This is a genomic window from Mumia sp. ZJ1417 (assembly GCF_014127285.1).
In the GTDB taxonomy this organism is placed as follows: Bacteria; Actinomycetota; Actinomycetes; order Propionibacteriales; family Nocardioidaceae; genus Mumia.
Map to the genome: position 1 here is coordinate 1,909,645 of NZ_CP059901.1, position 25,221 is coordinate 1,934,865.

General features: G+C 70.9%; 25 protein-coding genes. 22 read left to right on the forward strand and 3 right to left on the reverse strand.

Translation table 11 applies throughout. The annotated features are described in order from the left end of the window. Window positions 1–24: 24 nt before the first annotated feature. On the reverse strand, window positions 25–336 hold the full coding sequence (locus H4N58_RS09230) for a DUF4333 domain-containing protein (RefSeq protein ID WP_167009097.1): 312 nt from the start codon (window positions 334–336) through the stop codon (window positions 25–27). Between the two features lie 47 nt (window positions 337–383). Beyond that, window positions 384–764, reverse strand: a complete 381-nt coding sequence (locus H4N58_RS09235; protein ID WP_167009100.1) for a GNAT family N-acetyltransferase — start codon at window positions 762–764, stop codon at window positions 384–386. Between the two features lie 243 nt (window positions 765–1,007). Here H4N58_RS09235 and infC point away from each other — a divergent pair, with 243 nt between their 5' ends. The 17 genes from infC (at window position 1,008) to H4N58_RS09320 (ending at window position 17,934) form a co-directional block, all read left to right on the forward strand. After that, entirely contained in the window at window positions 1,008–1,739 is a 732-nt protein-coding gene (infC, locus tag H4N58_RS09240) for a translation initiation factor IF-3 (protein WP_167009103.1), read from the forward strand. 1 nt (window position 1,740) lies between these two features. After that, window positions 1,741–1,938: a 50S ribosomal protein L35 gene (locus tag H4N58_RS09245; RefSeq protein ID WP_167009107.1), complete on the forward strand. Its 198-nt coding sequence runs from the start codon at window positions 1,741–1,743 to the stop codon at window positions 1,936–1,938. Window positions 1,939–1,994: 56 nt separating this feature from the next. Then, complete coding sequence (gene rplT / locus H4N58_RS09250; protein ID WP_167009110.1) at window positions 1,995–2,390, forward strand: 50S ribosomal protein L20; 396 nt, start codon at window positions 1,995–1,997, stop codon at window positions 2,388–2,390. Between the two features lie 31 nt (window positions 2,391–2,421). Beyond that, window positions 2,422–3,249 (forward strand): RNA methyltransferase, encoded by an 828-nt coding sequence (locus H4N58_RS09255; protein WP_167009113.1) that lies wholly within the window; start codon window positions 2,422–2,424, stop codon window positions 3,247–3,249. A 10-nt stretch (window positions 3,250–3,259) separates the two neighbouring features. Further along, on the forward strand, window positions 3,260–4,309 hold the full coding sequence (locus H4N58_RS09260; protein ID WP_243845162.1) for an ATP-binding protein: 1,050 nt from the start codon (window positions 3,260–3,262) through the stop codon (window positions 4,307–4,309). 71 nt (window positions 4,310–4,380) lie between these two features. Next, on the forward strand, window positions 4,381–5,484 hold the full coding sequence (gene pheS / locus H4N58_RS09265) for a phenylalanine--tRNA ligase subunit alpha (RefSeq protein ID WP_167009118.1): 1,104 nt from the start codon (window positions 4,381–4,383) through the stop codon (window positions 5,482–5,484). Then, the gene (gene pheT / locus H4N58_RS09270; protein WP_167251776.1) at window positions 5,484–7,979 is read left to right on the forward strand and encodes a phenylalanine--tRNA ligase subunit beta; all 2,496 of its coding nucleotides are present in this window, start codon (window positions 5,484–5,486) and stop codon (window positions 7,977–7,979) included. The genes pheS and pheT overlap by 1 nt, the downstream gene beginning before the upstream one ends. Window positions 7,980–8,158: 179 nt before the next feature. Continuing rightward, entirely contained in the window at window positions 8,159–9,190 is a 1,032-nt protein-coding gene (argC, locus tag H4N58_RS09275) for an N-acetyl-gamma-glutamyl-phosphate reductase (RefSeq protein ID WP_167251775.1), read from the forward strand. After that, window positions 9,187–10,338 carry a bifunctional glutamate N-acetyltransferase/amino-acid acetyltransferase ArgJ gene (gene argJ, locus H4N58_RS09280; protein ID WP_167251774.1) on the forward strand — a complete coding sequence of 384 codons (1,152 nt, stop codon included), beginning with the start codon at window positions 9,187–9,189 and terminating at the stop codon, window positions 10,336–10,338. The genes argC and argJ overlap by 4 nt, the downstream gene beginning before the upstream one ends. Window positions 10,339–10,433: 95 nt before the next feature. After that, on the forward strand, window positions 10,434–11,288 hold the full coding sequence (gene argB / locus H4N58_RS09285; RefSeq protein WP_167252060.1) for an acetylglutamate kinase: 855 nt from the start codon (window positions 10,434–10,436) through the stop codon (window positions 11,286–11,288). Beyond that, on the forward strand, window positions 11,285–12,487 hold the full coding sequence (locus H4N58_RS09290) for an acetylornithine transaminase (protein WP_167251773.1): 1,203 nt from the start codon (window positions 11,285–11,287) through the stop codon (window positions 12,485–12,487). Before argB ends, H4N58_RS09290 begins: the two co-directional genes overlap by 4 nt. Then, complete coding sequence (gene argF, locus H4N58_RS09295) at window positions 12,484–13,422, forward strand: ornithine carbamoyltransferase (protein WP_167009133.1); 939 nt, start codon at window positions 12,484–12,486, stop codon at window positions 13,420–13,422. The genes H4N58_RS09290 and argF overlap by 4 nt, the downstream gene beginning before the upstream one ends. A 5-nt stretch (window positions 13,423–13,427) precedes the next feature. Continuing rightward, window positions 13,428–13,964 carry an arginine repressor gene (locus tag H4N58_RS09300; RefSeq protein WP_304608949.1) on the forward strand — a complete coding sequence of 179 codons (537 nt, stop codon included), beginning with the start codon at window positions 13,428–13,430 and terminating at the stop codon, window positions 13,962–13,964. Between the two features lie 34 nt (window positions 13,965–13,998). Continuing rightward, the gene (locus H4N58_RS09305; protein WP_167009139.1) at window positions 13,999–15,204 is read left to right on the forward strand and encodes an argininosuccinate synthase; all 1,206 of its coding nucleotides are present in this window, start codon (window positions 13,999–14,001) and stop codon (window positions 15,202–15,204) included. Window positions 15,205–15,206: 2 nt separating this feature from the next. Continuing rightward, the gene (gene argH / locus H4N58_RS09310) at window positions 15,207–16,637 is read left to right on the forward strand and encodes an argininosuccinate lyase (protein WP_182397166.1); all 1,431 of its coding nucleotides are present in this window, start codon (window positions 15,207–15,209) and stop codon (window positions 16,635–16,637) included. 18 nt (window positions 16,638–16,655) lie between these two features. Next, window positions 16,656–17,237 carry a DNA-3-methyladenine glycosylase gene (locus tag H4N58_RS09315; RefSeq protein WP_255490707.1) on the forward strand — a complete coding sequence of 194 codons (582 nt, stop codon included), beginning with the start codon at window positions 16,656–16,658 and terminating at the stop codon, window positions 17,235–17,237. A 7-nt stretch (window positions 17,238–17,244) separates the two neighbouring features. Beyond that, window positions 17,245–17,934: a thioredoxin domain-containing protein gene (locus H4N58_RS09320; RefSeq protein WP_167251771.1), complete on the forward strand. Its 690-nt coding sequence runs from the start codon at window positions 17,245–17,247 to the stop codon at window positions 17,932–17,934. Between the two features lie 42 nt (window positions 17,935–17,976). Here the strand turns inward: H4N58_RS09320 and H4N58_RS09325 are convergent, their stop codons facing one another. After that, window positions 17,977–19,113 (reverse strand): ROK family transcriptional regulator, encoded by a 1,137-nt coding sequence (locus H4N58_RS09325; protein WP_208322531.1) that lies wholly within the window; start codon window positions 19,111–19,113, stop codon window positions 17,977–17,979. 173 nt (window positions 19,114–19,286) lie between these two features. Between H4N58_RS09325 and H4N58_RS09330 the strand changes: the two genes are divergently transcribed. The 5 genes from H4N58_RS09330 (at window position 19,287) to H4N58_RS09350 (ending at window position 25,214) form a co-directional block, all read left to right on the forward strand. Next, complete coding sequence (locus H4N58_RS09330; RefSeq protein ID WP_167009150.1) at window positions 19,287–20,351, forward strand: sugar ABC transporter substrate-binding protein; 1,065 nt, start codon at window positions 19,287–19,289, stop codon at window positions 20,349–20,351. A gap of 85 nt (window positions 20,352–20,436) precedes the next feature. Beyond that, on the forward strand, window positions 20,437–21,321 hold the full coding sequence (locus H4N58_RS09335) for an ATP-binding cassette domain-containing protein (protein ID WP_167009153.1): 885 nt from the start codon (window positions 20,437–20,439) through the stop codon (window positions 21,319–21,321). Continuing rightward, window positions 21,318–22,547: a sugar ABC transporter permease gene (locus tag H4N58_RS09340; RefSeq protein ID WP_167009157.1), complete on the forward strand. Its 1,230-nt coding sequence runs from the start codon at window positions 21,318–21,320 to the stop codon at window positions 22,545–22,547. Before H4N58_RS09335 ends, H4N58_RS09340 begins: the two co-directional genes overlap by 4 nt. A 163-nt stretch (window positions 22,548–22,710) precedes the next feature. Continuing rightward, window positions 22,711–24,891 carry an MMPL family transporter gene (locus H4N58_RS09345; RefSeq protein WP_167251770.1) on the forward strand — a complete coding sequence of 727 codons (2,181 nt, stop codon included), beginning with the start codon at window positions 22,711–22,713 and terminating at the stop codon, window positions 24,889–24,891. Beyond that, window positions 24,888–25,214, forward strand: a complete 327-nt coding sequence (locus tag H4N58_RS09350; RefSeq protein ID WP_167251769.1) for a hypothetical protein — start codon at window positions 24,888–24,890, stop codon at window positions 25,212–25,214. The genes H4N58_RS09345 and H4N58_RS09350 overlap by 4 nt, the downstream gene beginning before the upstream one ends. The last annotated feature ends 7 nt before the right edge of the window (window positions 25,215–25,221 follow it).

The window sequence follows — 25,221 nt, forward strand, 5'->3', positions numbered from 1 at the left end:
ACGGCCGGCGCCGGGTGGCGGCGCTCAGTCGTCTGCGGGCTTGCGCAGAGCCCGCGCGACCTTCCACTCGATCTTCTTGTCCTCGCGGACAGCGATGTCGACCTTCCCTGAGACGCCGGTGGACAAGGTGAGACGGCACGTCGCGGTGACACCGGGCTCACGCTTGAGGTTCTTCGGGCAGGTCACGGAGTCGACGGTCGCGCCCGCAATCTGGCGCTCGTAACCGGCCTTGATCTGTTGCTCGACCTCATCGGTGTCGATCGGATCGCTGCCGCAGGCGGTCAGGAGCGTGAGTGCCGCGCAGCACCCCACCGCCGCTCGTACGGAGATGCTCAAGGCTGCTCCTCGGTTGGGTCCCGGTCGGGGTCGGGACGCCGGGCAGCCTAACAAAGCGTGACGTCGACCGTGATCCGGACCGTGGCGTCGGCACGGGTGATCCGGGCGAGGAACCCGGCGCTCCCGATCGTACGGAGGATCGCGTCGTTGCCCGGCTGCGTGACGAGGACGACCTCGTCGGCTCCGCACTCGCGGGCCCGACGCGCCCCACGGCGTACGAGCGCGGTGCCGACACCGCGTCGCTGCCACGCGTCCTCGACGATCACCCCGAGCTCCTGCGTACCGGGCGTCTCCTCGTCGGTCACCCCGTCGTGCGAGGGGAAGACGTGAAGGCTCAGGATGTTGATCCCGCCCTCACCACACGAGCGAGCGAGGCTCGCGAGAACGCCGGGCCTGTCCTTGATCGTGGTGCGGACGCGGTGGAGCATGGACCAGCGTCGCGGGCGCGGGTTACCGGGCGGGATCAAGGACGTTGCTGGGCGATTTCGGTCCCGTACGGACGTCTGCTACGGTTGACCCTCGAAGTGGAGTCCACTCCCACCTGGGCGATCTTGTGATCGTCGGGTCCCTGGCCGTGAGGCACCCTCCGGGGTCGTCACGCGGCGGGCGTGTCGCAAGGCACGGATCCTGGTGGCCTTCGCTTCGAAGCGAAGGCCATTTTTTGTTCGTAGGTGGTCGTCGCACGACGACCATCCGGTACGAACCCAGGAGGACCCATCACCACAGAGCTTCGCGTCAACGACCGCATCCGCGCCAACGAGGTCCGTCTCGTCGGTCCTAACGGCGAGCAGGTCGGCATCGTCCGACTCGAGGATGCGCTGCGGCTGGCTCAGGAGTCCGACCTCGACCTCGTCGAGGTTGCCCCGACAGCCCGTCCGCCGGTCTGCCGACTCATGGACTACGGCAAGTTCAAGTACGAGGCTGCCCAGAAGGCCCGTGAGTCTCGGCGCAACCAGACGAACACGATCATCAAAGAGATGAAGCTGCGTCCGAAGATCGACCAGCACGACTACGACACCAAGAAGGGTCACGTCGAGCGGTTCCTCCGGCAGGGCGACAAGGTCAAGATCACGATCATGTTCCGTGGTCGTGAGCAGAGCCGCCCCGAGCTCGGCTTCAGGCTCCTCCAGCGTCTCGCGGCAGACATCGAGGAGCTCGGCTTCATCGAGGCGTCGCCACGCCAGGACGGCCGCAACATGACGATGGTCGTGGCCCCGCACAAGAAGAAGTCCGAAGCGCGCGTGGAGGCCAAGGAAGCCAAGGAGGCGAAGGCTGCTGAGCGGGCAGCTGAGCACGCCGCCGACGCCGCCTACGAAAAGGCTCAGCGCGACTCAGTCGAGCAGGTCGCGGCCAAGAAGCCGCGCAAGCGCTCGGAGAACATCGACCCTGACATGGAGGCATGAGATGCCGAAGATGAAGCGCAACTCGGGCATGAAGAAGCGCGTCAAGGTGACCGGCACCGGCAAGCTCGTGCACAAGCACGGCCGTCGCCGTACGCACATGATGCAGAAGCAGAACACCGCGCGCACGCGCCTCGAGAGCGGCGACCAGCCGATCGCCAAGGCTGACGTTCCCCGCGTGAAGAGGATGCTCGGCCTCTGAGCCGTCACCTCCACGCCGTACGCCGCACCCGAGACACACCGAACGAGGAGTAACCCATGGCACGCGTCAAGCGTTCCGTCAACGCAGCGAAGAAGCGTCGCGAGACGCTGGAGCGCGCATCCGGCTACCGCGGACAGCGCTCGCGTCTCTACCGCAAGGCCAAGGAGCAGGTCACTCACTCGCTGGTCTACAGCTACCGTGACCGCCGGGCCAAGAAGGGCGACTTCCGTCGTCTCTGGATCACCCGCATCAACGCGGCGGTGCGTCAGCACGACCTGACGTACAACCGCTTCATCCAGGGCCTGCGTCTGGCCGGTGTCGAGGTCGACCGCAAGATCCTTGCTGACCTCGCCATCTCCGACCCGAACGCGTTCGCGGCGCTGGTCGAGTCCGCGAAGGCGAGCCTTCCGGCCGACGTCAACAAGCCGAAGGCGTCGGACGCCGCGGCCTGATCGGCCGCCTGCCCGACTGAGCTCCGCACACGTGGCGAGTCCCGAGCACGTCCTCACCCCCCGTACCGGGCGGGTGAAGGCTGCCCGGAGGCTCGCCACGCGGCGTTTCCGGGAGAAAGAGCGGGCCTTCCTTGCGGAGGGTCCGCAGGCGGTCCGCGAGGCGCTCGCCGCCGGCGGTGAGCGTCCTGGCCTGGTCCACGACGTGTACGCCACGGCGGCCGTGACGGCGCGCTACCCCGACCTGGTCGAGGCCGGCGGAGCGCGCTGGCACGTCGTCGACGACGAGGTCGTCGACGCGATCAGCGAGACCGTCTCCCCGCAGGGCGTCGTCGCCGTGTGCGGCTACCTCGACGTCGCGCTCGACGCGGCGCTCGCGCGCGAGCCACGGCTCGTCGCCGTCTGCGCCGACGTGCGCGACCCGGGCAACGCCGGCACGGTGATCCGCTGCGCGGACGCCGCGGGCGCGGACGCCGTGGTGCTCCTCGGCGACTCCGTCGACCCGTACAACCCCAAGGCTGTCCGCGCCAGCGTGGGCAGCCTCTTCCATCTCGACGTGGTCGTCGAGCGCGACACGGCCGGAGCCGTCGCCGCACTCCAGCGCGCCGGACTGCGCGTCCTGGCCGCCGACGGTGACGCCGACGTTGACCTGCCGGAGGCCGAACGCACGGGGCTCCTCGACGGCCCGACCGCCTGGCTCTTCGGCAACGAGGCCTGGGGACTGGCTGCCGCGACCCGAGCCCTCGCCGACACGGTCGTCGCCGTCCCGATCTACGGGCGTGCCGAGAGCCTCAACCTTGCCACCGCCGCGGCCGTCTGCCTGTACGCCTCCGCCCGCGTCGCCCATGACAGACGAGCCTGAGGAGCGCGCCGTGATCGACGTGGACCTCCTCCCCGACGGGATCGTCATCGCCGATGCCGACGGCCTCGTCACCCGGGTCAACCGTGCGGCGTCACGGATTCTGCGCCGGCGACCCGACGAGCTCATCGGCCTCCACATCGAGGCAGCGCTGCCGCTCGACGACCTCGCCGGCAACTCGTGGTTCACGTGCCTTCGCCCGTACGACGGGCTCTCGACCCGGACCCGGCTGTCGGAGGGCAGCTGGCACACCTCGGACGGCGTCGAGCTGCTCGTCACGGCGAGCCTCGTGCGGGAGGCGCCCCGCCAGCCGGTCAAGAAGCTCGTGGTGTCGCTGCGCACCGCCAAGGCGCGCGCTCACCGTGACCGTGCCCGCTCCGACCTCGTGGCGACCGTCGCGCACGAGCTGCGCTCACCGCTCACGGGTGTCAAGGGGTTCACCGCGACCCTGCTCAACAACTGGGACCGCTTCTCCGACGAGCAGCGCCAGCTCATGCTCGAGACGGTCGACTCCGATGCCGACCGGCTCTCGCGCCTCATCACCGACCTGCTCGACGCCGCGCGCATCGACTCCGGCCGGCTCACCCTGCGTCCCGAGCCGCTCGACCTCGCCGAGGCCACCCGCCGCGTGCTCAACAACGTCGCCGCCGGCACCGGGCTCAAGCTCGACGTCACCGCCGAGGAGGGCCTGCCGCGGGTCTGGGTGGATGCGGACCGTTTCGCCCAGGTCGTCACCAACCTCGTCGAGAACGCCCAGCGGCACGGGATGGGGGTGCGTGACGTCGTCGTGCGCCGCCCGACACGGTTCCCCGACGGTGTGGCCCTCGAGGTGTTCGACTTCGGCCCGGGGATCCCAGAGGAGATCCGCACGCGGGTCTTCACGAGGTTCTGGCGCTCGGGCGACCGTGGCGGGACCGGGCTCGGCCTGTACGTCGTCAAGGGGGTCGTCGACGCGCACGGTGGCGAGATCGAGGTGTGCGACGGCGACCGCGGTGGCGCCTGCGTCGGTGTGTGGTTCCCGGAGAACGTGCCCGAGGTGCTCCGCGACGTACCGCAGCCCTAACCCGTTCGACAACCTCCCTAGACTGGATCAGTGCTCGGCTGCAGCCGCCGCGCGCCCGAAGAAAGGTGACCATGTCCGGACCCAACAGCGACTACGACCCGGTCGAGGTCTCGCCGCTGCACGCCGACGAGGTCGAGGCGATGCGCGACGCCGCCCTGGCCGCGATCGCCGCTGCCGACTCCCTCGACGCGCTCAAGCAGGTGAGGATCGAGCACACCGGTGACCGCTCCCCGCTCGCTCTGGCCAACCGCGAGATCGGAGCGCTCCCGCCGCAGGCCCGCAAGGATGCCGGGATGCGCGTCGGACAGGCCCGCAAGGCCGTCTCCGCCGCGATCGCCGACCGTACGGCGGTGCTCGAGGTCGAGGCTGAGGCGCGGATGCTCGCCGACGAGCGTGTCGACGTGACGTTGCCGACCGATCGCGAGCCGGTCGGGGCGCGTCACCCGCTCACGACGGTCCAGGAAAAGGTCGCCGACATCTTCGTCGCGATGGGCTGGGAGGTCGCCGAAGGTCCCGAAGCCGAGGCCGAGTGGCTCAACTTCGACGCGCTCAACCTGGGCCCGGACCACCCGGCACGCACGATGCAGGACACCTTCTGGGTCGCTCCCGAGAAGGCCGCGATGGTGCTTCGCACGCACACGTCGCCGGTGCAGGCACGCACGATGCTCACCCGCAAGCCGCCGATCTACATCATCGCGCCCGGGCGTGTCTTCCGGACCGACGAGCTCGACGCCACGCACTCACCGGTCTTCCACCAGGTCGAGGGGCTCGCGATCGACGAGGGTCTCTCGATGGCTCATCTCAAGGGCACCCTCGACCATTTCGCGCAGGCGATCTACGGCGAGGGCATGACGACGCGGTTCCGCCCGTCGTACTTCCCGTTCACCGAGCCGAGCGCCGAGATGGACCTGCTCTGCTACGTCTGCCACAACGATCCGGCCGAGGTCGCCGACTGCCGCACGTGCCGTGGCGAGGGCTGGGTCGAGTGGGGGGGCTGCGGTGTCGTCAACCCGCGTGTCCTGATCGCCAACGGCGTCGACCCCGAGCGCTACTCGGGCTTCGCCTTCGGCATCGGCCTGGACCGCACGATTACGGGCAGGTACGACATCGCCGACTTGCGTGACCTGTTCGACGGTGACATCCGGTTCACCGAGCCGTTCGGAGTGGAGATCTGATGCGCGTCCCCGTGTCGTGGCTGCGCGACTACGTCGACCTGCCCGCCGACCTCACGACGGCCGAGCTTGCGGACCGTCTGACCATGCTCGACCTCAAGCTCGAGGAGATCGACTCCGTCGGTGCCGAGCTGTCCGGACCGATCGTCGTCGGTCGTGTGCTGTCGGCCGAGCCCGAGCCGCAGAAGAACGGCAAGACCATCAACTGGTGCGCGGTCGACGTCGGCACTGAGCACAACGCCGACGGCGATGAGCCGCGCGGCATCGTGTGCGGCGCGCACAACTTCGGACCCGGCGACCTCGTCGTGGTCGCGCTGCCCGGTGCCGTCCTGCCCGGACCGTTCCCGATCAGCTCGCGCAAGACGTACGGGCACGTCTCCGACGGGATGATCTGCTCCGGCGCCGAGCTGGGCACGACAGGCGATCCCGATGGCATCATCGTCCTGCCGGCCAACTCCGCCGAGGTCGGCGACGACGCGATCGCGCTGCTGGGCCTGCGCGACGACGTGCTCGACCTCGAGGTCAACCCTGACCGTGCATACGCGTTGTCGATGCGCGGCGTCGCACGTGACGCCGCGATCGGCTACGGCGTGCCCTACTTCGACCCGGCCGACGTCGCGCTGACCTCCGACGGCTCCGACGACTACCCCGTCGTGGTCGAGGACGCGCTCGCATGCCCCGTCTTCGTGACCCGCACGGTCACCGGGTTCGACCCGTCGGCGCCGACGCCGCGCTGGATGGCGCGCCGCCTCGAGCTGATGGGCATGCGCCCGATCTCGCTGGCCGTCGACGTCACCAACTACGTGATGCTCGAGCTCGGGCAGCCGATCCACGGCTACGACCGCAACGCGCTGCGCGGACCGATCACGGTGCGGCGCGGACGTCCAGGGGAGAAGGTCACGACTCTCGACGACGTCGTCCGCGACGTGACGCCCGAGGACCTTCTCATCACCGACGAGTCGGGGCCGATCGGCCTCGCCGGGGTGATGGGCGGCCAGACGACCGAGCTGAGCCCGACGACGACCGACATCGTCATCGAGGCCGCGCACTTCGACGCGCCGACGATCGCCCGGACGGCACGCCTGCAGAAGCTCTCGAGCGAGGCGTCACGCCGGTTCGAGCGCGGCGTCGACACGGCGCTCCCGCCGTACGCGGCGCAGCGCGTCGCCGACCTCCTGGTCACCCTCGGCGGAGGCGTCATCGAGCCCGGCGCCACGGTCGTCGGCCGCCCGCCCGCGCAGCCTCAGGTGTCGCTCGCCGACGACCTGCCGGCGCGCATCTCCGGTGTCGACATCGCGCCCGAGACGGCGGTGGCGGCGCTGACGGCCAACGGCTGCGTGGTCGAGCACGACGGCGGCACGCTGACGGTCGTCCCGCCGACCTGGCGCCCCGACCTCACCGATCCGTACGACATGGTCGAGGAGGTGCTGCGCTACGTCGGCTACGACAAGGTGCCGTCGCTCCTGCCGCACGCTCCCGCGGGGCGTGGCCTGACGCCAGAGCAGCGGTTGCGCCGCCGCGTCGGTCAGGTGATGGCCGGTGCCGGCTACGTCGAGGTCAAGACGTTCCCGTTCGCAGGGCCGGCCGACTTCGACAAGCTCGGCCTCCCGCTGGACGACGCACGCCGCGATCAGGTGCTCCTCGAGAATCCGCTGTCGGCGGAGGAGCCGGGCCTGACGACCACGCTCATGACCGGCGCCATGAAGGCGCTCGCCCTCAACGTCGGGCGTGGACACGACGACGTGGCGATCTTCGAGTCCGGCCGCGTGTTCCTCCCGAAGCCCGAGGCGCCCGAGGCGCCGGTCTACGGGGTCGATCGCGCGCCGAGCGACGAGGAGTACGAGGCGTTCGACGCCGCTCTTCCCGAGCAGCCGCAGCACCTCGTGCTCGTGGCCACCGGGCGCCGCGAGCGTGCCGGCTGGTGGGGTGACGGTCGTCGTGTCCAGTGGGGCGACGCGATCGAGGCGGTCCGCCGGGTGGGTGAGGCCGTGCACGTGCCGGTCCACGTGGCGGCCGGCGAGATCCCAGCGCCGTGGCACCCCGGCCGTACGGCGGTGCTCTCCCTCGGTGGCGAGGTCGTCGGCTACGCAGGTGAGCTTCACCCGCGCGTGTGTCGGTCGTACGGCGTCCCCGCCCGTACGGTCGCCGCCGAGATCGACCTCGACGCGGTGATCGCCGCGGCGCCCGTGCTCGGTCCCCGACCGTCGTTCTCGACCTATCCGGTCGCCAAGGAGGACGTGGCGCTCGTCGTCGAGTCGTCCGTCGCCAGCGCGGACGTCGCTGCGGCGCTCCTCGAGGGCGGTGGCGACGTGATCGAGTCCGTACGGCTGTTCGACGTCTACACAGGCGAGCAGGTGCCCGCGGGGCACAAGTCGCTGGCCTTCGCGCTGCGGATGCGCGCGCCCGACCGCACCCTGACCGAGGCCGAGACGGCCGAGGTCCGCGACGCTGCCGTCGCGCGTGCCGCCGAGCTGACCGGCGCCCTCCAGCGCACCTGAGGCTGTCACCCCACGCCCGTCCCTGAGTCGGTGCCTGGGCGTCCACCCACGCGTACGCGGTGGACGCCCAGGCACCGCCGGGGCACGGCGGGGTCCCACGAGCCCGGAATGCCGGTCATCTCACACCGGGTCCGGATACCCGATTGCACATTCTTGCAGGGCTCTGCAAGAATGTGCATATGACTTCGATCTCGGTCGCCATCGCGGGCGCGAGCGGCTACGTCGGCGGGGAGCTCCTGCGGACGCTGCTGCCGCACCCGGACGTCCGTCTCGGGGCGCTCACCGCCGCGTCGAGCGCGGGGAGCACCCTGGGGGAGCACCACCCGCACCTGACGCCGCTCGCCGAGCGCGTCCTCGACCCGACCGATGCCGACCACCTCGCGGGCCACGACGTGGTCTTCCTGGCGCTCCCGCACGGCGCGTCGGCCGCGGTCGCCGCCGCCCTCGGTCCGGATGTGCTCGTCATCGACTGCGGCGCGGACTTCCGCCTCCAGAGCAGCGACGACTGGACGGCGTTCTACGGTGGTGAGCACGCTGGCACCTGGCCGTACGGGCTTCCCGAGCTCCCCGGCCAGCGCGAGCGTCTCGCTGGTGCCGCGCGGATCGCCGTGCCGGGCTGCTTCCCGACGGTCTCGACCCTCACGATCATGCCTGCGGTCCTCGACGGTCTCGTGGGGCCCGACGTCAACGTCGTCGCGCCGACCGGCACCTCGGGCGCCGGCAAGAGCCTCAAGCCGGCCTTCCTTGCCTCCGAGGTGATGGGCCAGGCCAGCGCGTACGGCGTGGGTGGCGTGCACCGCCACACGCCGGAGATCGAGCAGAACCTTCGCGCCTGCGGTGCCACCGAGCCGCGGGTGTCCTTCACCCCCGTGCTCGCGCCGATGGCACGCGGCATCCTCGCCGTCGTGTCGGCGCCGGTCGTCGACGGCGTGAGCGTCGCCGACGTGCGGGCCTCGTACGAGAAGGCCTACGCGGACGAGCCGTTCGTCCGGGTCCTGCCCGAAGGGCAGTGGCCGCAGACCCAGGCCGTGCTCGGCGCCACGATGGTCCACCTCCAGGTGACCGTCGACGAGCGGGCCGGGCGGCTGGTCGCGATCGGCGCGATGGACAACCTGGCCAAGGGCACGGCGGGCGGCGCCGTCCAGTCGATGAACCTCGCCCTCGGCCTCCCCGAGACCACCGGACTGAGCACGATCGGAGTCGCCCCGTGAGCGTGACCGCACCCCAGGGCTTCAGGGCCGCCGGCGTCCCGGCCGGACTCAAGTCCGGCGGCGAGCCGGACGTCGCCGTCGTCCTGAACGACGGCCCGCTGTCCAGCGCAGCCGCCGTCTTCACCTCCAACCGCTGCAAGGCCAACCCGGTGCTGTGGAGCGAGCAGGCGATCAAGACCGGCACCGCCCGGGCGATCGTCGTCAACTCCGGCGGCGCCAACTGCTACACCGGCCCCGAAGGCTTCGCGACCACGCACCACACCGCCGAGCTCGCCGCCGATCTTCTCGGTGTCGCGCCGATCGAGGTCCAGGTCGCCTCGACCGGTCTGATCGGCCTGCTCAACGACCGCGAGAGCCTCCTCGCCGGCGTCCGCGCGGCAGTGGTCGGGCTCGACGCCGACGGGGGGCCGGACGCGGCACGCGCGATCATGACCACCGACAGCAGGCCCAAGCAGGCGGTCCTCGAGGGCGCGGGCTACACGATCGGCGCGATGGCCAAGGGCGCGGGGATGCTCGCGCCGTCCTTGGCCACGATGATCGTGGTGCTCACGACCGACGCGGTGCTGACGCCGGAGCAGTGCGACACCGTCCTGCGCCACGCCACCACGTACAGCTTCGACCGGCTCGACTCCGACGGCTGCCAGTCGACAAACGACACGGTCCTCCTCATGGCCAGCGGCGCGTCAGGCGTGGAGCCCGACACGGCCGAGTTCGCCAAGCAGCTCGAGGACCTCTGCCGCGACCTCGCGCTCCAGCTGCTCTCCGACGCCGAGGGCGCCGACCACGACATCGCGATCGACGTGCGCGGCGCCGCGTCCGAGGCTGAGGCGCTCGAGGTCGGACGCGCGGTGTCGCGCAGCGCGCTGTTCAAGACCGCGATCTACGGGCGCGACCCCAACTGGGGCCGGATCCTCGCCTCGGTCGGCACCACGCGGGCCGCCTTCGACCCCGCGGACCTCGACGTCGCGATCAACGGCGTGTGGGTCTGCAAGCAGTCCGGGCCGGGGGAGCCACGCGACCTCGTCGATCTCGAGCCGCGCGCCGTCACGGTCACGATCGACCTCAAGGCGGGCGACGCGTCCGCGACCATCTGGACCAACGACCTCACGCAGGCGTACGTCCACGAGAACTCGGCGTACAGCTCGTGACCGGCACCGAGATCGACGCCGTGCACGAGGTCCCGGCGCACTGGAAGCGCAAGACCGAGAAGGCCGCGATCCTCGCCGACGCGCTGCCGTGGCTCATGAAGTACCACGGCAAGGTCATCGTCGTGAAGTACGGCGGCAACGCCATGGTCGACGACGAGCTCAAGAAGGCGTTCGCGGAGGACATCATGTTCCTGCGGTACGCCGGGTTCCGTCCCGTCGTCGTCCACGGAGGCGGCCCGCAGATCTCCTCGATGCTCGACCGGCTCGACATCGCCTCGGAGTTCCGCGGCGGCCTGCGGGTGACCACGCCCGAGGCGATGGACGTCGTTCGGATGGTGCTCGTCGGCCAGGTCGGCCGTGAGCTCGTCGGCCTGCTCAACGCCCACGGCCCCGTCGCGGTCGGGCTGTCGGGGGAGGACGCCGGGCTCTTCACCGCCGTGCCGACTCACGCGGTCGTCGACGGCGAGGAGGTCGACCTCGGGCTTGTCGGCGAGGTCAGCGAGGTCCGGCCGGAGGCGGTGCTCGACCTCATCGAGGCCGGTCGTGTGCCGGTCGTCTCCTCGGTCGCGCCCGACGCCGACGGTCAGGTCCACAACGTCAACGCGGACACTGCCGCTGCCGCGCTGGCGATCGCGCTGGGTGCCGAGAAGCTGCTGGTCCTCACCGACGTCGAGGGCCTCTACCGCGACTGGCCGGAGAGCGACGACGTCATCGGTGAGATCGGCGTCGACGCTCTCGAGGCGCTGATGCCGAGCCTCGCGTCCGGCATGGTGCCCAAGATGGGCGCGTGCCTCAAGGCCGTACGGGGCGGGGTGCCGCGGGCGACCGTCGTGGACGGACGCGAGCCGCACGCGGTGCTGCTCGAGATCTTCACCGACGAGGGCGTGGGGACCCAGGTGCTCCCCGAGGCCGAGACCTTGATCCGGACGGCCCTGAGGAGGCTCGCATGAGTGCCGCGACGGCGCAGCAGGAGTGGCAGGCACGCTACGCCGGCTCCCTGATGAACACCTTCGGCACGCCTCAGCGTGTCCTCGTGCGCGGCGAGGGGGCGTACGTGTGGGACGCCGACGGCACGCGCTACCTCGACCTGCTCGCCGGCATCGCGGTGAACGCCCTCGGCCACGCGCACCCCGCGGTGCTCAAGGCCGTGGGCGAGCAGCTCGGCACCCTCGGGCACGTCTCCAACTTCTTCGCGACCGAGCCGCAGATCACGCTCGCGGAGCGGCTGCTAGCTCTGCTCGGCACCGACGGCAAGGTCTTCTTCACCAACTCCGGCACCGAGGCCAACGAGGCGGCGCTCAAGCTCACGCGCCGGACAGGCAGAACCCGCCTGGTCGCCGCGACCGGGAGCTTCCACGGCCGGACGATGGGTGCGCTCGCCCTCACGAGCAAGGAGGCCTACCGGACTCCGTTCGAGCCGCTGCCCGGCGACGTCACCTTCGTCCCGTACGGCGATGTCGACGCACTGCGGGCCGCCGTGGACGAGACCGTGGCCGCCGTCGTCCTCGAGCCGATCCAAGGCGAGGCCGGCGCGGTCGAACCCGGCGCCGGCTACCTCCAGGCGGCACGCGAGATCACCTCCGCGCACGGCACGCTGCTGTGGCTCGACGAGGTGCAGACCGGAATCGGCCGTACGGGCCAGTGGTTCGCGCACACCGTGACCGGCGTCGTCCCCGACGTCGTCACCCTGGCCAAGGGCCTCGGCGGCGGGATCCCTGTCGGTGCCTGCCTCGCCGTCGGCGCGGCCGCCGACCTGCTCCAGCCCGGCAACCACGGCACGACCTTCGGCGGCAACCCCGTCGCGGCGGCGGCGGCCCTGGCGGTGCTCGACACCCTCGAGGCCGACGGCCTGCTCGCCAACGCGACGCGCGTGGGGCAGCGCTTGCGCGACGGGCTGGCCGACCACCCGCTCGTCTCTGACACCTCAGGGGCCGGCCTCCTCGTCGGCATCGGCCTGACCGATGCTGTCGCGCCGCAGGTGCAGCTGGCCGTGCTCGACGCGGGCGTGGTCATCAACGCCGCCGCACCCGACCGGCTGCGGCTCGTCCCGCCGCTGATCCTCACCGAGGATCAGGCCGACGAGGCCGTCGCGGTGATCCGCGCCGTGCTGGACACCTACGCGAACGAGGACCAGGAGATCGAGGCATGAGGCATTTCCTGCGTGACGACGACCTCTCGCCCGCCGAGCAGGCCGAGATCCTCGACCTGGCCGACGTCCTCAAGGCTGCTCCGTACGCCGAGCGTCCCCTCGAGGGCCCGCAGACCGTCGCGGTGATCTTCGACAAGGCGTCGACGCGGACGCGCGTGTCGTTCGCGGTCGGCATCGCCGCGCTCGGCGGCAGCCCGCTGGTGATCGACGCCGGCAGCAGCCAGATGGGCCGCGGTGAATCTGTCGCCGACACGACCGGTGTGCTGGAGCGCATGGTGTCGGCGATCGTGTGGCGCACCTTCGCCCAGTCCGGGCTGGAGGAGATGGCCGCGGTCAGCCACGTCCCGGTCGTCAACGCGCTGAGCGACGACTTCCACCCGTGCCAGCTGCTCGCGGACCTGCAGACGATCCGCGCGCACAAGGGCCGGCTCGCCGGGCTCACGCTGACCTACCTCGGTGACGGGGCCAACAACATGGCCCACTCGTACCTGCTCGCGGGTGCCGTCGCCGGGATGCACGTCCGCATCGGAGCGCCCGCCTCGTACGCGCCCCGCGCCGACGTGCTCGCCGACGCCGCGCGCATCGCCGAGACGACCGGCGGCTCCGTCTCGGTCCACACCGACCCGGCGGAGGCGGTCGCCGGCGCGGACGTGCTCGCGACCGACACGTGGGTCTCGATGGGGCAGGAGGACGAGAAGGCCGAGCGGATCGCGACCTTCGGGGCGTACGGCATCTCGACCGAGCTCCTCGCGCAGGCCGCCGACCACGCGATCGTGCTGCACTGCCTCCCGGCGTACCGCGGTCTCGAGGTCGCCGCCGACGTCATCGACGGCCCGCAGAGCGTGGTCTGGGACGAGGCCGAGAACCGCCTGCACGCCCAGAAGGCGCTGCTCGTGTGGCTGCTGCGCGAGGCCGCGGCCGGAGCGTCGTCGTGAGCACCATCCCGGGGACGAAGGCGGCGAGGCAACGGCGTATCGTCGAGCTGCTCGGCACCCACGTCGTCCGTTCGCAGACCGACCTCGCCGACCTCCTTGCCGCCGACGGGCTGCAGGTCACGCCGTCCACGCTGTCGCGCGACCTGGTCGAGCTCGACGCCGTACGGGTACGCCATCCCGGGGGCGGACTCGTCTACGCGGTGCCTGCGGAGGGCGGTGACCGTACTCCGCGACCGGCCGTTGAGACGGTCTCGGCGCAGGCGCGGCTCGCCCGGCTCTGCAACGAGCTGCTGGTGTCGGCAGAGGGGTCGGCCAACCTGGTCGTCCTCCGAACACCGCCCGGTGCGGCACAGTTCTTCGCCTCGGCGATCGACCACGCGGCACTGGGCGCCCTCCTCGGGACGATCGCGGGGGACGACACCGTGCTCGTCATCTGCAAGGACCCCACCGGCGGACCCGGCGTCGCGGACGAGTTCCGGGCTCTCGCCACCGCCGAGACCACGAAGGTCTCGGACACCACCCACGCTCTCTCGGACAAGTAGTCATGTCCGACACGTTTGAACTAGGAGAAACCACATGACCGAACGGGTCGTACTCGCGTACTCAGGCGGCCTGGACACCTCGGTGGCCATCGGCTGGCTCGGCCAGGAGACCGGTGCCGAGGTCATCGCGGTGGCCGTCGACGTCGGCCAGGACGGCGAAGACATGGACATCGTCCGCAAGCGCGCACTCGAGTGCGGTGCGGTCGAGTCGATCGTCATCGACGCCAAGGACGAGTTCGCCGAGGACTACTGCCTCCCGGCAGTGCGGGCCAACGCGCTGTACCAGGACCGCTACCCGCTGGTGTCCGCCCTGTCGCGCCCGCTGATCGTCAAGCACCTCGTCGAGGCCGCGACCTACCACGGCGCGACGACCGTCTCGCACGGCTGCACCGGCAAGGGCAACGACCAGGTCCGCTTCGAGGTCGGCGCGAAGGCGCTCGCCCCCGAGCTCAAGGTCATCGCCCCGGTCCGTGACTACGCGTGGACGCGCGAGAAGGCGATCGCGTACGCCGAGGAGCACGACCTGCCGATCGACGTGACCAAGAAGTCGCCGTACTCGATCGACCAGAACGTCTGGGGCCGCGCCGTCGAGACGGGCTTCCTCGAGGACATCTGGAACGGCCCGATCGAGGACCTCTACTCCTACACGTCCGACCCGGCGCAGCAGCGTGACGCCGACGAGGTCGTCATCGCCTTCGAGGGGGGCGCCCCAGTCGCGATCGACGGTAAGCCCGTCACGATGCTCCAGGCGATCCAGCAGCTCAATGCCCGCGCCGGCGCCCAGGGCGTCGGCCGCATCGACATGGTCGAGGACCGTCTCGTCGGGATCAAGAGCCGCGAGATCTACGAGGCGCCGGGCGCGATGGCGCTCATCGCCGCCCACATGGAGCTGGAGAACGTCACCGTCGAGCGCGAGCTGGCCCGCTTCAAGCGCGGGATCGACCAGCGCTGGGGCGAGCTGGCGTACGACGGCCTGTGGTTCTCGCCGCTGAAGCAGACCCTCGACGCGTTCATCACGAAGTCGCAGGAGTCCGTCACCGGCGAGGTGCGGATGACGCTGCACTCCGGCAAGGCGACGGTCACCGGCCGCCGCTCGGCGACCAGCCTGTACGACTTCAACCTCGCGACGTACGACGAGGGCGACACGTTCGACCAGAGCATGGCGAAGGGCTTCATCGAGATCTTCGGCATGTCGAGCACGCTGGCGAACAAGCGCGACCAGTCCCTGGCAGGGGAGTGAGCGTGGCTGGCGAGCAGCACGAGACCACTGGTACGGAGGGCGAGCGCACGGCGCTGTGGGGAGGCCGGTTCGCGTCCGGCCCCTCGCCCGAGCTCGAGGCGTTGTCGCGCTCGACGCACTTCGACTGGCGTCTGGCCCCGTACGACCTCGCGGGCTCGCGTGCCCACGCGCGCGTGCTCGGTCGAGCCGGCCTCCTGACCGAGGACGACCTGACGGCGCTGCTCGCCGGCATCGACGCGCTGGAGGCCGACGTGGCCTCCGGTGCGTTCACCCCGGACCCGGGTGACGAGGACGTCCACACCGCCCTCGAGCGTGGCCTCGTCGAGCGGCTCGGTGCTGAGCTGGGCGGACGGTTGCGCGCCGGACGTTCGCGCAACGACCAGATCGCGACCCTGGGCCGGACCTACCTGCGCGACCACGCCGCCGAGATCGGCCGCCTGGTGCGCGGTCTGGTCGTGGCGTTGGCCGACCAGGCAGACAAGCACCTGGGCGTCGCGATGCCGGGGCGCACCCACCTGCAGCACGCGCAGCCGGTGCTGCTGAGCCACCACCTGCTTGCCCATGCGTGGCCGCTCGTGCGTGACCTTGACCGGCTCGCTGACTGGGACGCGCGGGTCGCGGCAGAGTCGCCGTACGGGTCGGGCGCGCTCGCCGGGTCGTCGCTCGGGCTCGACCCCGAGCAGGTCGCGGCCGACCTCGGGTTCACCGGATCGGCTCCGAACTCCATCGACGGGACGGCGTCGCGCGACTACGTGGCGGAGTTCGCGTTCGTCACGGCGATGATCGGTGTCGACCTCTCGAGGATCGCCGAGGAGATCATCCTCTGGAACACCAAGGAGTTCGGATTCGTCACGCTCCACGACGGCTACTCCACCGGCTCGAGCATCATGCCGCAGAAGAAGAACCCGGACATCGCCGAGCTCGCCCGCGGCAAGGCCGGGCGGGTGATCGGCAACCTGACCGGGCTCATGGCGACGCTGAAGGCGCTCCCGCTGGCCTACAACCGTGACCTGCAGGAGGACAAGGAGCCGGTGTTCGACTCCGTCGACACGCTCGAGGTCCTGCTGCCGGCGTTCACCGGCATGATCGCCACGCTGACGTTCCACACCGAACGGCTGGAGTCGCTGGCACCGCAGGGGTTCGCGCTGGCGACCGACATCGCCGAGTGGCTCGTGCGCGAAGGCGTGCCGTTCCGCGACGCGCACGAGATCTCCGGCGCGTGCGTCCGCGTCGCGGAGGGCCAGGACAAGGAGCTGTGGGACCTCACCGACGACGAGCTCGCGTCGATCTCGCCGCACCTCACGCCCGCGGTGCGCGAGGTGCTCAGCGTCGAGGGTTCGATCGGTTCGCGCGATGCCCGCGGCGGCACGGCGCCCGTACGGGTGGCCGAGCAGCTCGCCGAGCTGCGGGCCCGCCTGGGCCGGGCAGACTGAGCGGGCAGACTGGGCGCCGTGGACACGCTCACGGTCGAGACGCACGCGCGCAGGCTGCTCGGGGCGATGCTGACGCACGGCGACGTCACCGTGCGGATCACCGAGGTGGAGGCGTACGGCGGGACCGACGATCCCGCCTCGCACGCCTTCCGCGGCCCGACGCCGCGCAGCGCGATCATGTTCGGGCCGCCCGAGGTGCTGTACGTGTACCTCTCGTACGGCATGCACTACTGCGCCAACGTCGTGGTCGGCCGTGAGGGCGACGCGTCGGCGGTGCTTCTGCGGGCGGGCGAGGTCGTCCGGGGGGTCGACCTCGCCCGCTCACGCAGGGGGCAGGTGCCGGACGTCCGGCTCGCCCGCGGGCCTGCCAACCTCACTCAGGCGCTCGGTCTCGCCCTCGCGCACAACGGGTCGTCGCTGACCGGGCCGGAGGTCGTCCTGCGGCGCCCCGACGTCCTCGCGGAGGCGATCAGCGCGGGGCCGAGGGTCGGCGTCTCCCAGGCGGCCGACGTCCCGTGGCGGTTCTGGCTGACCGGTGACCCGACCGTCTCGGCGTACCGACGCAGTCCACGGGCGGCGGCGCCCGAGCCTCTGGGATGATGTCGGGATGCGGCGTGCCCCCCTCGTACGAGTCGTGACACTCGTCCTGTGCCTGTTCCTGGTCACCTCGTGCGGCAGCGCCGCCGACCTGGCCGTCGGAGGCTCGCGGTCAGGCGCCGCGACGGAGGTGCCCGGGCTGACCGTCGACGGGGGAGTGGTGGTGTCGTCGGACGACCTCGACACCGAGGCCGCGGAGGCGTCCGACCCGATCCCCGTCGTCGTCTACGTCGAGCCGCTGTGTCCGCACTGCAAGGCCTTCGACGCCGAGCACGGGTCGATGCTCCAAGAGCGCCTGGAGGGTGGGCAGATCACGCTCGAGTACCGTCTCGTCTCGTTCCTCGACAACGGCACGACGGAGCGCTCGTCGGCGCGGGCGGTCAACGCCGCGCTGTGCGCGGCCACCGATGCCGGCCCCGCCGCGTACGCCACCTACGTCCACGAGCTCCTCGAGAACCAGCCGGTCGGCGGGGTGCTGACCGACGCGGCCCTCGTCGCGCTCGGAGACGACGCAGGTGCCTCCATCGAGTCGTGCGTGACAGGGGAGTCTCACGCAGACCTCGTCGCGTCGCTGTCCAAGAACGCGCTCGGCAAGATCAGCGCGACGCCGACCGTCATCGTCGGTGGGCGCGAGTTCGAGGGCGTGCCCACGGCCGAGGACCTGGTCGCTGCGCTGGGCAGCGGCTCCGCCGTCGTCTGAGCTGTCCTCCCCGTTGTGCCAGCTCACCGGTGACCGTCACGGTCAGCCCGGCAGCGCCACAGCGTCGAGGGCGATCAGGAGCGCGCCCACGACCGACGCCTGGTCGCCGAGCGTCGAGAGCGACACGTCCACCCCGCCGCGCAAGCCGTCGACCGCGTGTCGGCGCAGCCCGTCGCGGATGCCGTCGACGACGATCTCGCAGGCCAGGTCGCCGCCGATCACGATGCGCTCGGGGCTCAGGAGGTTGGCCACGATCGCCGAACCCTGTCCGAGCGCACGCCCTGCGTCTTCGAGCAGGCGACGAGCACCGGCATCGCCCGCGGCCGCGATCTCCACGAGCTCGTGGACCGTGAGGTCGGGGAGCCGGCCGGCAAGCTGCTCGACCAGCCCCGAGCCTCCCGCGTACGCCTCGAGGCATCCGCGGCTCCCGCACCGGCACAGCGGACCTGACTCGTCGAGCGTGATGTGTCCGAGCTCGCCCGCCGTGCCGAGCCCGCCGCGGTAGACCCGGCTGTCGAGGACGAGGCCGCAGCCGATCCCGGAGGACACCTTCAGGTAGGCGAGCGTCGTGACGCGAGGATCCGTGCGCAGCTCGGCGAGCGCGCCGAGGTTGGCGTCGTTGTCGACGACGGCGGGGACGCCGAACTCTTCGGACGCGACCTCGGACGCCGTCACCCCCACCCACCCCGGGAGGATCGACCCGGCCGTGATCCGACCGTCACGGCTGATGGGTGCGGGCAGCCCGACACCCGCGGCGTGGACCCGCTTCGCGTCCTCGCCGAGGCCGTCGAGGAGCTCGGCGAGCATCGTCGAGGCGAGCGCGAGCCCGTCGGCGTACGCGTGGTCGTTGTCGAGCGGGCACTGCGACGAGGCGACGAGCCTGCCGGCCAGGTCGCCGAGGGCCACCTGGAGGTGGGAGTGGCCGAAGTCGAACCCTGCGACGAGCCCGGCCTCGCGTGAGATCCGGACGGTCGATCCGCGCCGCCCGACCGTCCCTGTCGTCTCGACGAGCCCGATCGCGACGAGGTGGCGCACGATGTTGGAGACCGTGGCAGGCGCGAGCGCGGTCTGACGGGCGATCTCGGCCTGGCTGAGCTCGTCGACGGCGCGCAGGAGGTCCACGACGCGGTCGAGGTTGGCCGAGCGCAGCGCAGAGGTCGATCCGGACCGAGGGGGCATGGCCATAACCTAGCCCGCTCCCAAGAATCGTCAAGAGGTGAACATTTCAAAGCAATGTTGCGGTTTGGCAACGCTCTATCGTTCACGACTTGACGATTTAGCCGCGCGACCGAAGACTTGCGGCGAATAGGCGTGGCCATGTGTGCCACGTCACAAACTCCTGGGGAGGAACAGTGAAGAAGTTTGCGCGCACCGCTGTAGGGGCGGCGTCGGTCGTGATCCTCACGGCCGCACTGGGCGCCTGCGGCGGGGACGATGACAGTGATGGCGGAGGCGGCGGCAGCGACAGCAAGACGATCGCCCTGCTGCTCCCCGAGACCAAGACCACCCGGTACGAGGCCTTCGACAAGCCGCTCTTCGAGGCCAAGGTCAAGGAGCTGTGCGACGACTGCGACGTCAAGTACCTCAACGCCGACCAGGACGCGTCGAAGCAGCAGCAGCAGGCGGAGTCGGCGATCACCGACGGCGCGGCCGTGCTGGTGCTCGACCCGGTCGACAGCGAGGCCGCCGTCGGCATCGTGAAGTCGGCCCAGTCCTCCGACGTCCCTGTCGTCGCGTACGACCGCTTCATCGAGGGCGCCGACTACTACCTGTCGTTCGACAACGAGCGGGTCGGCGAGCTCCAGGGCGAGGCGCTCGTCGAGGCGACCGGTGGCACCGGCGACATCCTCATGCTCAACGGTGCGCCGACCGATCCGAACGCTGCCCAGTTCAAGGCGGGCGCGCACAAGGCGATCGACGCCAGCGGCCTCAACGTGGTCGCTGAGTTCGACAACCCGGACTGGAGCCCGGACAACGCGCAGAAGTTCGTCACGTCGCAGCTCAACAACACCGATGCTGCGTCGCTCGCCGGCGTGTACGCCGCCAACGACGGGCAGGCAGGCGGCGTCATCGCCGCACTGCGCGCCGACGGGCTGACGAAGTTCCCGCCGGTGACAGGCCAGGACGCCGAGCTCGCCGCGATCCAGCGCATCGTGGCCGGCGACCAGTACATGACGATCTACAAGTCGATCAAGACCGAGGCCGAAAAGGCTGCCGAGGTTGCCGTCGCGATCGTCAACGGCGACGACGTGGGCGAGACGACCGACTTCCAGGGCGTCAAGTCGTTCATCTTCGACCCGGTGGTCGTCACGCAGGACAACGTCAAGGACACCGTCGTGGCGGACGGTTTCTACACGGTCGAGGACATCTGCACTGCCGAGTACGCCGACGCGTGCGCAGCCGCAGGCCTCAGCTGATCCACCCCACACCCCCGGGTCCGGGTGGCCACGTCGCATCGTGGCCACCCGGATCGCCCACGTTCACCCACCAGCGAAGGACATCATGAACGACGGCAGCCAGCCGATCCTCTCGCTGCGCGGCATCGACAAGCGCTTCGGCGCCGTGCAAGCCCTCAGCGACGTCTCGATCGACGTACGACCCGGCGAAGTGGTCGCGCTCGTCGGAGACAACGGCGCGGGCAAGTCGACCCTCGTCAAGATCATGTCCGGCGTCTATCAGCCCGACGGCGGCGAGATCATCTTCGACGGCCGCCCCGTGTCGATCCCCGGTCCGAAGGCCGCGCAGGCGCTCGGCGTCGCGACGGTCTTCCAGGACCTCGCGCTCTGCGACAACCTCGACGTCGTCGCCAACCTCTTCCTAGGCCACGAGCGCACCAGCGCCGGTGTCCTGGACGAGGTGGAGATGGAACGCCACTCCTGGGAGCTGCTCCAACAGCTCTCCGCAAAGATCCCGTCCGTCCGCATCCCCATCGCGTCGCTGTCGGGCGGCCAGCGCCAGACCGTCGCGATCGCACGCAGCCTCGTGGGCGACCCCAAGGTCGTGATGCTCGACGAGCCGACCGCTGCCCTGGGCGTCGCGCAGACCGCAGAGGCCCTCAACCTCATCGAGAGGCTGCGCACACGGGGCCTTGGCGTGATCCTCATCAGCCACAACATGGCGGACGTGCAGGCCGTCGCCGACCGGATCTACGTCCTTCGCCTCGGGCGCAACGGGGCAGAGTTCGAGATCGCCGACGTCACGACGGAGCAGCTCGTGGCCGCGATCACCGGTGCCTCGGACAACGTCGTCGCCGAGCGCGCCGCCCGCGACCGTACGGGGACCCCGATCACCCCGGAGGACATCGATCCGTTCGCCGTCCTGCCCGACGGCGGCTCCGGTGCCACCGATGCCGCCACCCCCGACTCGGACGAGGAGCGCGACGCATGACCACCACGTACGACAAGAGCGACGAACGCCTCGTCGGCACGGACTCGCCGCGCGCGACGCTGAGGGCCTTCGGTCGCCGCATCCGCTCGGGGGACCTCGGGATGGCACCGGTCATCATCGGGCTCCTCGCGATCTGGGTGATCTTCTTCCTCCAGAACGAGCGCTTCCTGTCCTCGCGCAACCTGGTCAACCTGAGCCTCGACTCCGCGACGATCGGCATGATCTCGCTCGGGATCGTGCTCGTGCTGCTCCTCGGCGAGATCGACCTGTCGGTCGGCTCGGTCAGCGGTGTCGGCGGGTCGATCCTCGCGGTCATGCTTGTCTACCAGGGCTGGCCGCTGCTCCCGTCGATCCTGCTGGCGCTCGCCGCGGGCGTGGCGATCGGCACGTTCTACGGGCTGCTCTTCACGCAGTTCGGGGTCCCGAGCTTCGTCATCACCCTGGCCGGCCTGCTCGCGTTCCTCGGAGTCCAGCTGTGGGTCCTCGGCAGCCGCGGCACGGTGAACCTGCCGGTCGACTCGTGGCTCATCGAGTTCGCCAACTTCAAGTTCCTGTCCGAGCCGGTCTCGTACGGTCTCGCGGTCGTCATCGGTCTGGTCTACCTCGGCACCCGCCTGCGGACGATCCAGCGCCGTCGCGCCGCGAACCTCTCCGCGCCCTCCTTCCAGGGCGCGGTGGTCCGGGCGGTGCTGATGGTGGCGGCGCTGTTGTTCGGCGCCTGGTACCTCAACCAGGACCGCGGTGTCGGCTACATGCCGCTGTTCTGGGTGGCGACGATCGTGGCGGTCGACCTGATCTTGCGCAGGACGCGGTTCGGCCGCTCGGTCTTCGCGGTCGGCGGCAACGAGGAGGCGTCGCGGCGCGCGGGCGTCGCGGTGAACAAGGTCTACATCACGGTGTTCGCGGCGTGCTCGACGTTCGCGGTGCTCGGCGGCATCCTCGCCGCGGGACGCCTGCAGTCTGTCGCGCAGTCCAGCGGCGGCACCGACACCAACCTGATGGCGATCGCGGCCGCGGTCATCGGCGGGACGAGCCTGTTCGGCGGGCGCGGCTCGGCGTACGCGGCGCTGTTCGGCATGCTCGTGCTCCAGTCGATCACGAGCGGTCTCAACCTCATCGGGGTCGAGGCCGAGGTGCGCTACATCGTGACGGGCGCGGTCCTGCTGCTCGCCGTGACGATCGACTCGCTGTCGCGCCGGGCCAGGCGCAGCAGCGGTACGGCCTAGCTGTTCGTACGGCGCGGGCGTTGGTGGACGCTTGGGCACCGACGCCTGCCGTGATGCGCCGGACACAGCGCTAGCGCCGCCACCCCAAGCCGTTCCCAAGCGATTCCCAAGCCGCCCGCGCAAGGCTCCTTTCCGTCCAGACGGATGACTAAGGAGCTTTGTGATGTCCAGCATGTTGTACCGCCTCGGCCGAGCGGCCGCGGCACACCCGTGGCGCACGCTCAGCGCGTGGCTCGTCGTGCTCGTCGGGGTGCTCGCGTTCGCGTCGAGCGCCGGGGGCACGTTCCAGGACGACTGGGACGTCCCCGGGGCCGAGGGCCAGGCGGGGCTCGACGCCCTGCGCGCCCACATGCCGCAGGCGGGTGGAGCGAGTGCCCTCGTCGCCGTGCACGACCCTGACGGTGATGCTCTCGCGGAAGGTGACCTCAGCCGGCTCGCCGGCGAGCTCGCCGACGTCCCGCACGTCATAAAGGTGTCGCCGCCGCAGATGTCCGAGGACGCCGACACCGCGTTGCTGACGCTGCGCTATGACGTCCCGGTCACCGACAACGATGTGATCGGGGCGCTCGAGCCGCTCGAGGACGCGGTCGCCGCGGCCGACCTCGAAGGCGTCGAGGTCCAGTACGGCGGAGAGGTGCCGGGGTCCGCGATGGAGATGAGCGGGCGCGGCGAGATGATCGGCGTGGGCGTGGCCCTCGTCCTCCTCGTCCTGACGTTCGGCTCGGTCGTGGCAGCAGGCCTGCCGATCGTGGTGGCGCTGGTCGGGCTCGCGATCGGCAGTGCCGGCGTGACGCTCCTCGCGGCGACGACCGACGTCAGCTCGACCGCGCCGACCGTCGCGACGATGGTGGGGCTGGGAGTCGGCATCGACTACGCGTTGCTGCTGGTCACGCGCTTCGTCGAACAGCTGCGCGGCGGCCAGTCGAAGGTCGAAGCCGCCGGGTACGCCGTCGCGACCGCGGGTCGCTCGGTGGTCTTCGCCGGGTTGACCGTGCTGGTCTCGTTGATGGGCCTCGGTCTCGCCGGACTGCCGATGTACTCGGCGTTCGGGGCCGCCACCGCGATCGCCGTCGCTGCGGTGATGGCGGCTTCGCTGACACTCGTCCCCGCGTTCTGCGGTCTGGCCGGCCACCGGCTCGTCGCCCGCAAGGACCGTGGACGCCCGTACGAGGACAGCGCCGACCAGGCCGCCCGTTCCACCCTCACCGGCCGCTGGGCGCGCCGGATCGGGGCGCGCCCGCTGCCGTGGGCGCTCGCCGCACTCGTCGTGCTCGTGGCGCTCGCCGCGCCGGCGCTGGGTATGCGGACGTTCCCGCAGGACGCCAGCGCCGACCCGACGTCGTTCACGACCAGGCAGGCGTACGACCTGGTCGCGGCCGAGTACGGCCACGGCGCCAACGGGCCGCTGACGTTCGTCGCCGACACAGGCACCGTCGACCCGGCCCAGACCGAGCGGCTGCGCGAGGACCTCGCCGACGACCCGCGCATCGCGTCGGTCGGTCCCGCGGCCACGTCGTCGGACGGGGCGATCACGGTGTTCGACGCGCAGCCCGCCTTCGGGCCGCAGGACGAGCGCACGACCGACCTGATCACGTCGCTGCGGGCCGACACGCTGCCAGACGGCGTCCAGCTCACCGGCGGTACGGCGATCTTGACCGACATCTCGACGATGTTGTCCGAGCGCATCTGGCTCGTCGTCGGCTTCGTGGTGCTCGTGTCGATGCTGCTGCTGGCGATGATGTTCCGCTCGGTGGTCGTCCCGATCAAGGCGGCATTCATGAACCTGCTGTCGATCGGCGCCGCGTACGGGGTCGTGACCCTGGTGTTCCAGCACGGCTGGGGCTCGTCCCTGCTCGGGATGGACCATGCCGTCCCTGTCTCGAGCTGGGTTCCGATCTTGATGTTCGCGATCCTGTTCGGGCTGTCGATGGACTACGAGGTGTTCTTGCTGTCGCGGATCCGCGAGGGCTGGCTCCGTACGGGCGACGCCCGCGGGTCCGTCGTCTCGGGCCTCGCGTCCAGCGCACGCGTGATCTCGAGCGCGGCGGCGATCATGGTGGCCGTCTTCCTCGGGTTCGCGACGGAGGGCGACGTCACGGTCAAGATGCTCGGGCTCGGGATGGCCGTCGCCGTCGCGCTCGACGCGACGCTCGTCCGGCTGGTCCTCGTCCCCGCGACGATGACGATGCTCGGCCACTGGAACTGGTGGCTTCCCGCGTGGATCGACCGTCGACTCCCGCACGTGCGGGCCGAGCTGGACGCGGACGCGGGCGCGGTGCCCGTGGCGGCTGGGCCGGTGGGGCCGCCCGGGAGCGCGGACGAGCATGAGGGGGTCTCGGCATGAGCACGACGACGCTCGACCGCGCGTACCAGCGTGAGGTGGCGGCGGTGATCGACGCCGCGGTGGGAATCCCTGTCGAGGACCGGCGAGGCTGGGCACGGCTGCACCGCCGCTGGCACCGGCTCGCGGCCGAACGGCCACCTGTGCCGGACCCCGGCCTGGAGATGGCCGCCCTCGCGGAGACGATGACCGTGTGCGGTGACGGGCTCGCATGGATGGCCCACAGCGGAGACCGCGACGTCCGGGCCGCCGTGGTGGTCAGGCTCGCGCAGACCAAGCGGCAGCTCGATCGGCTGGTCGCGGACGCCGGCACCGAGCGGCGCTGAGCCGGGC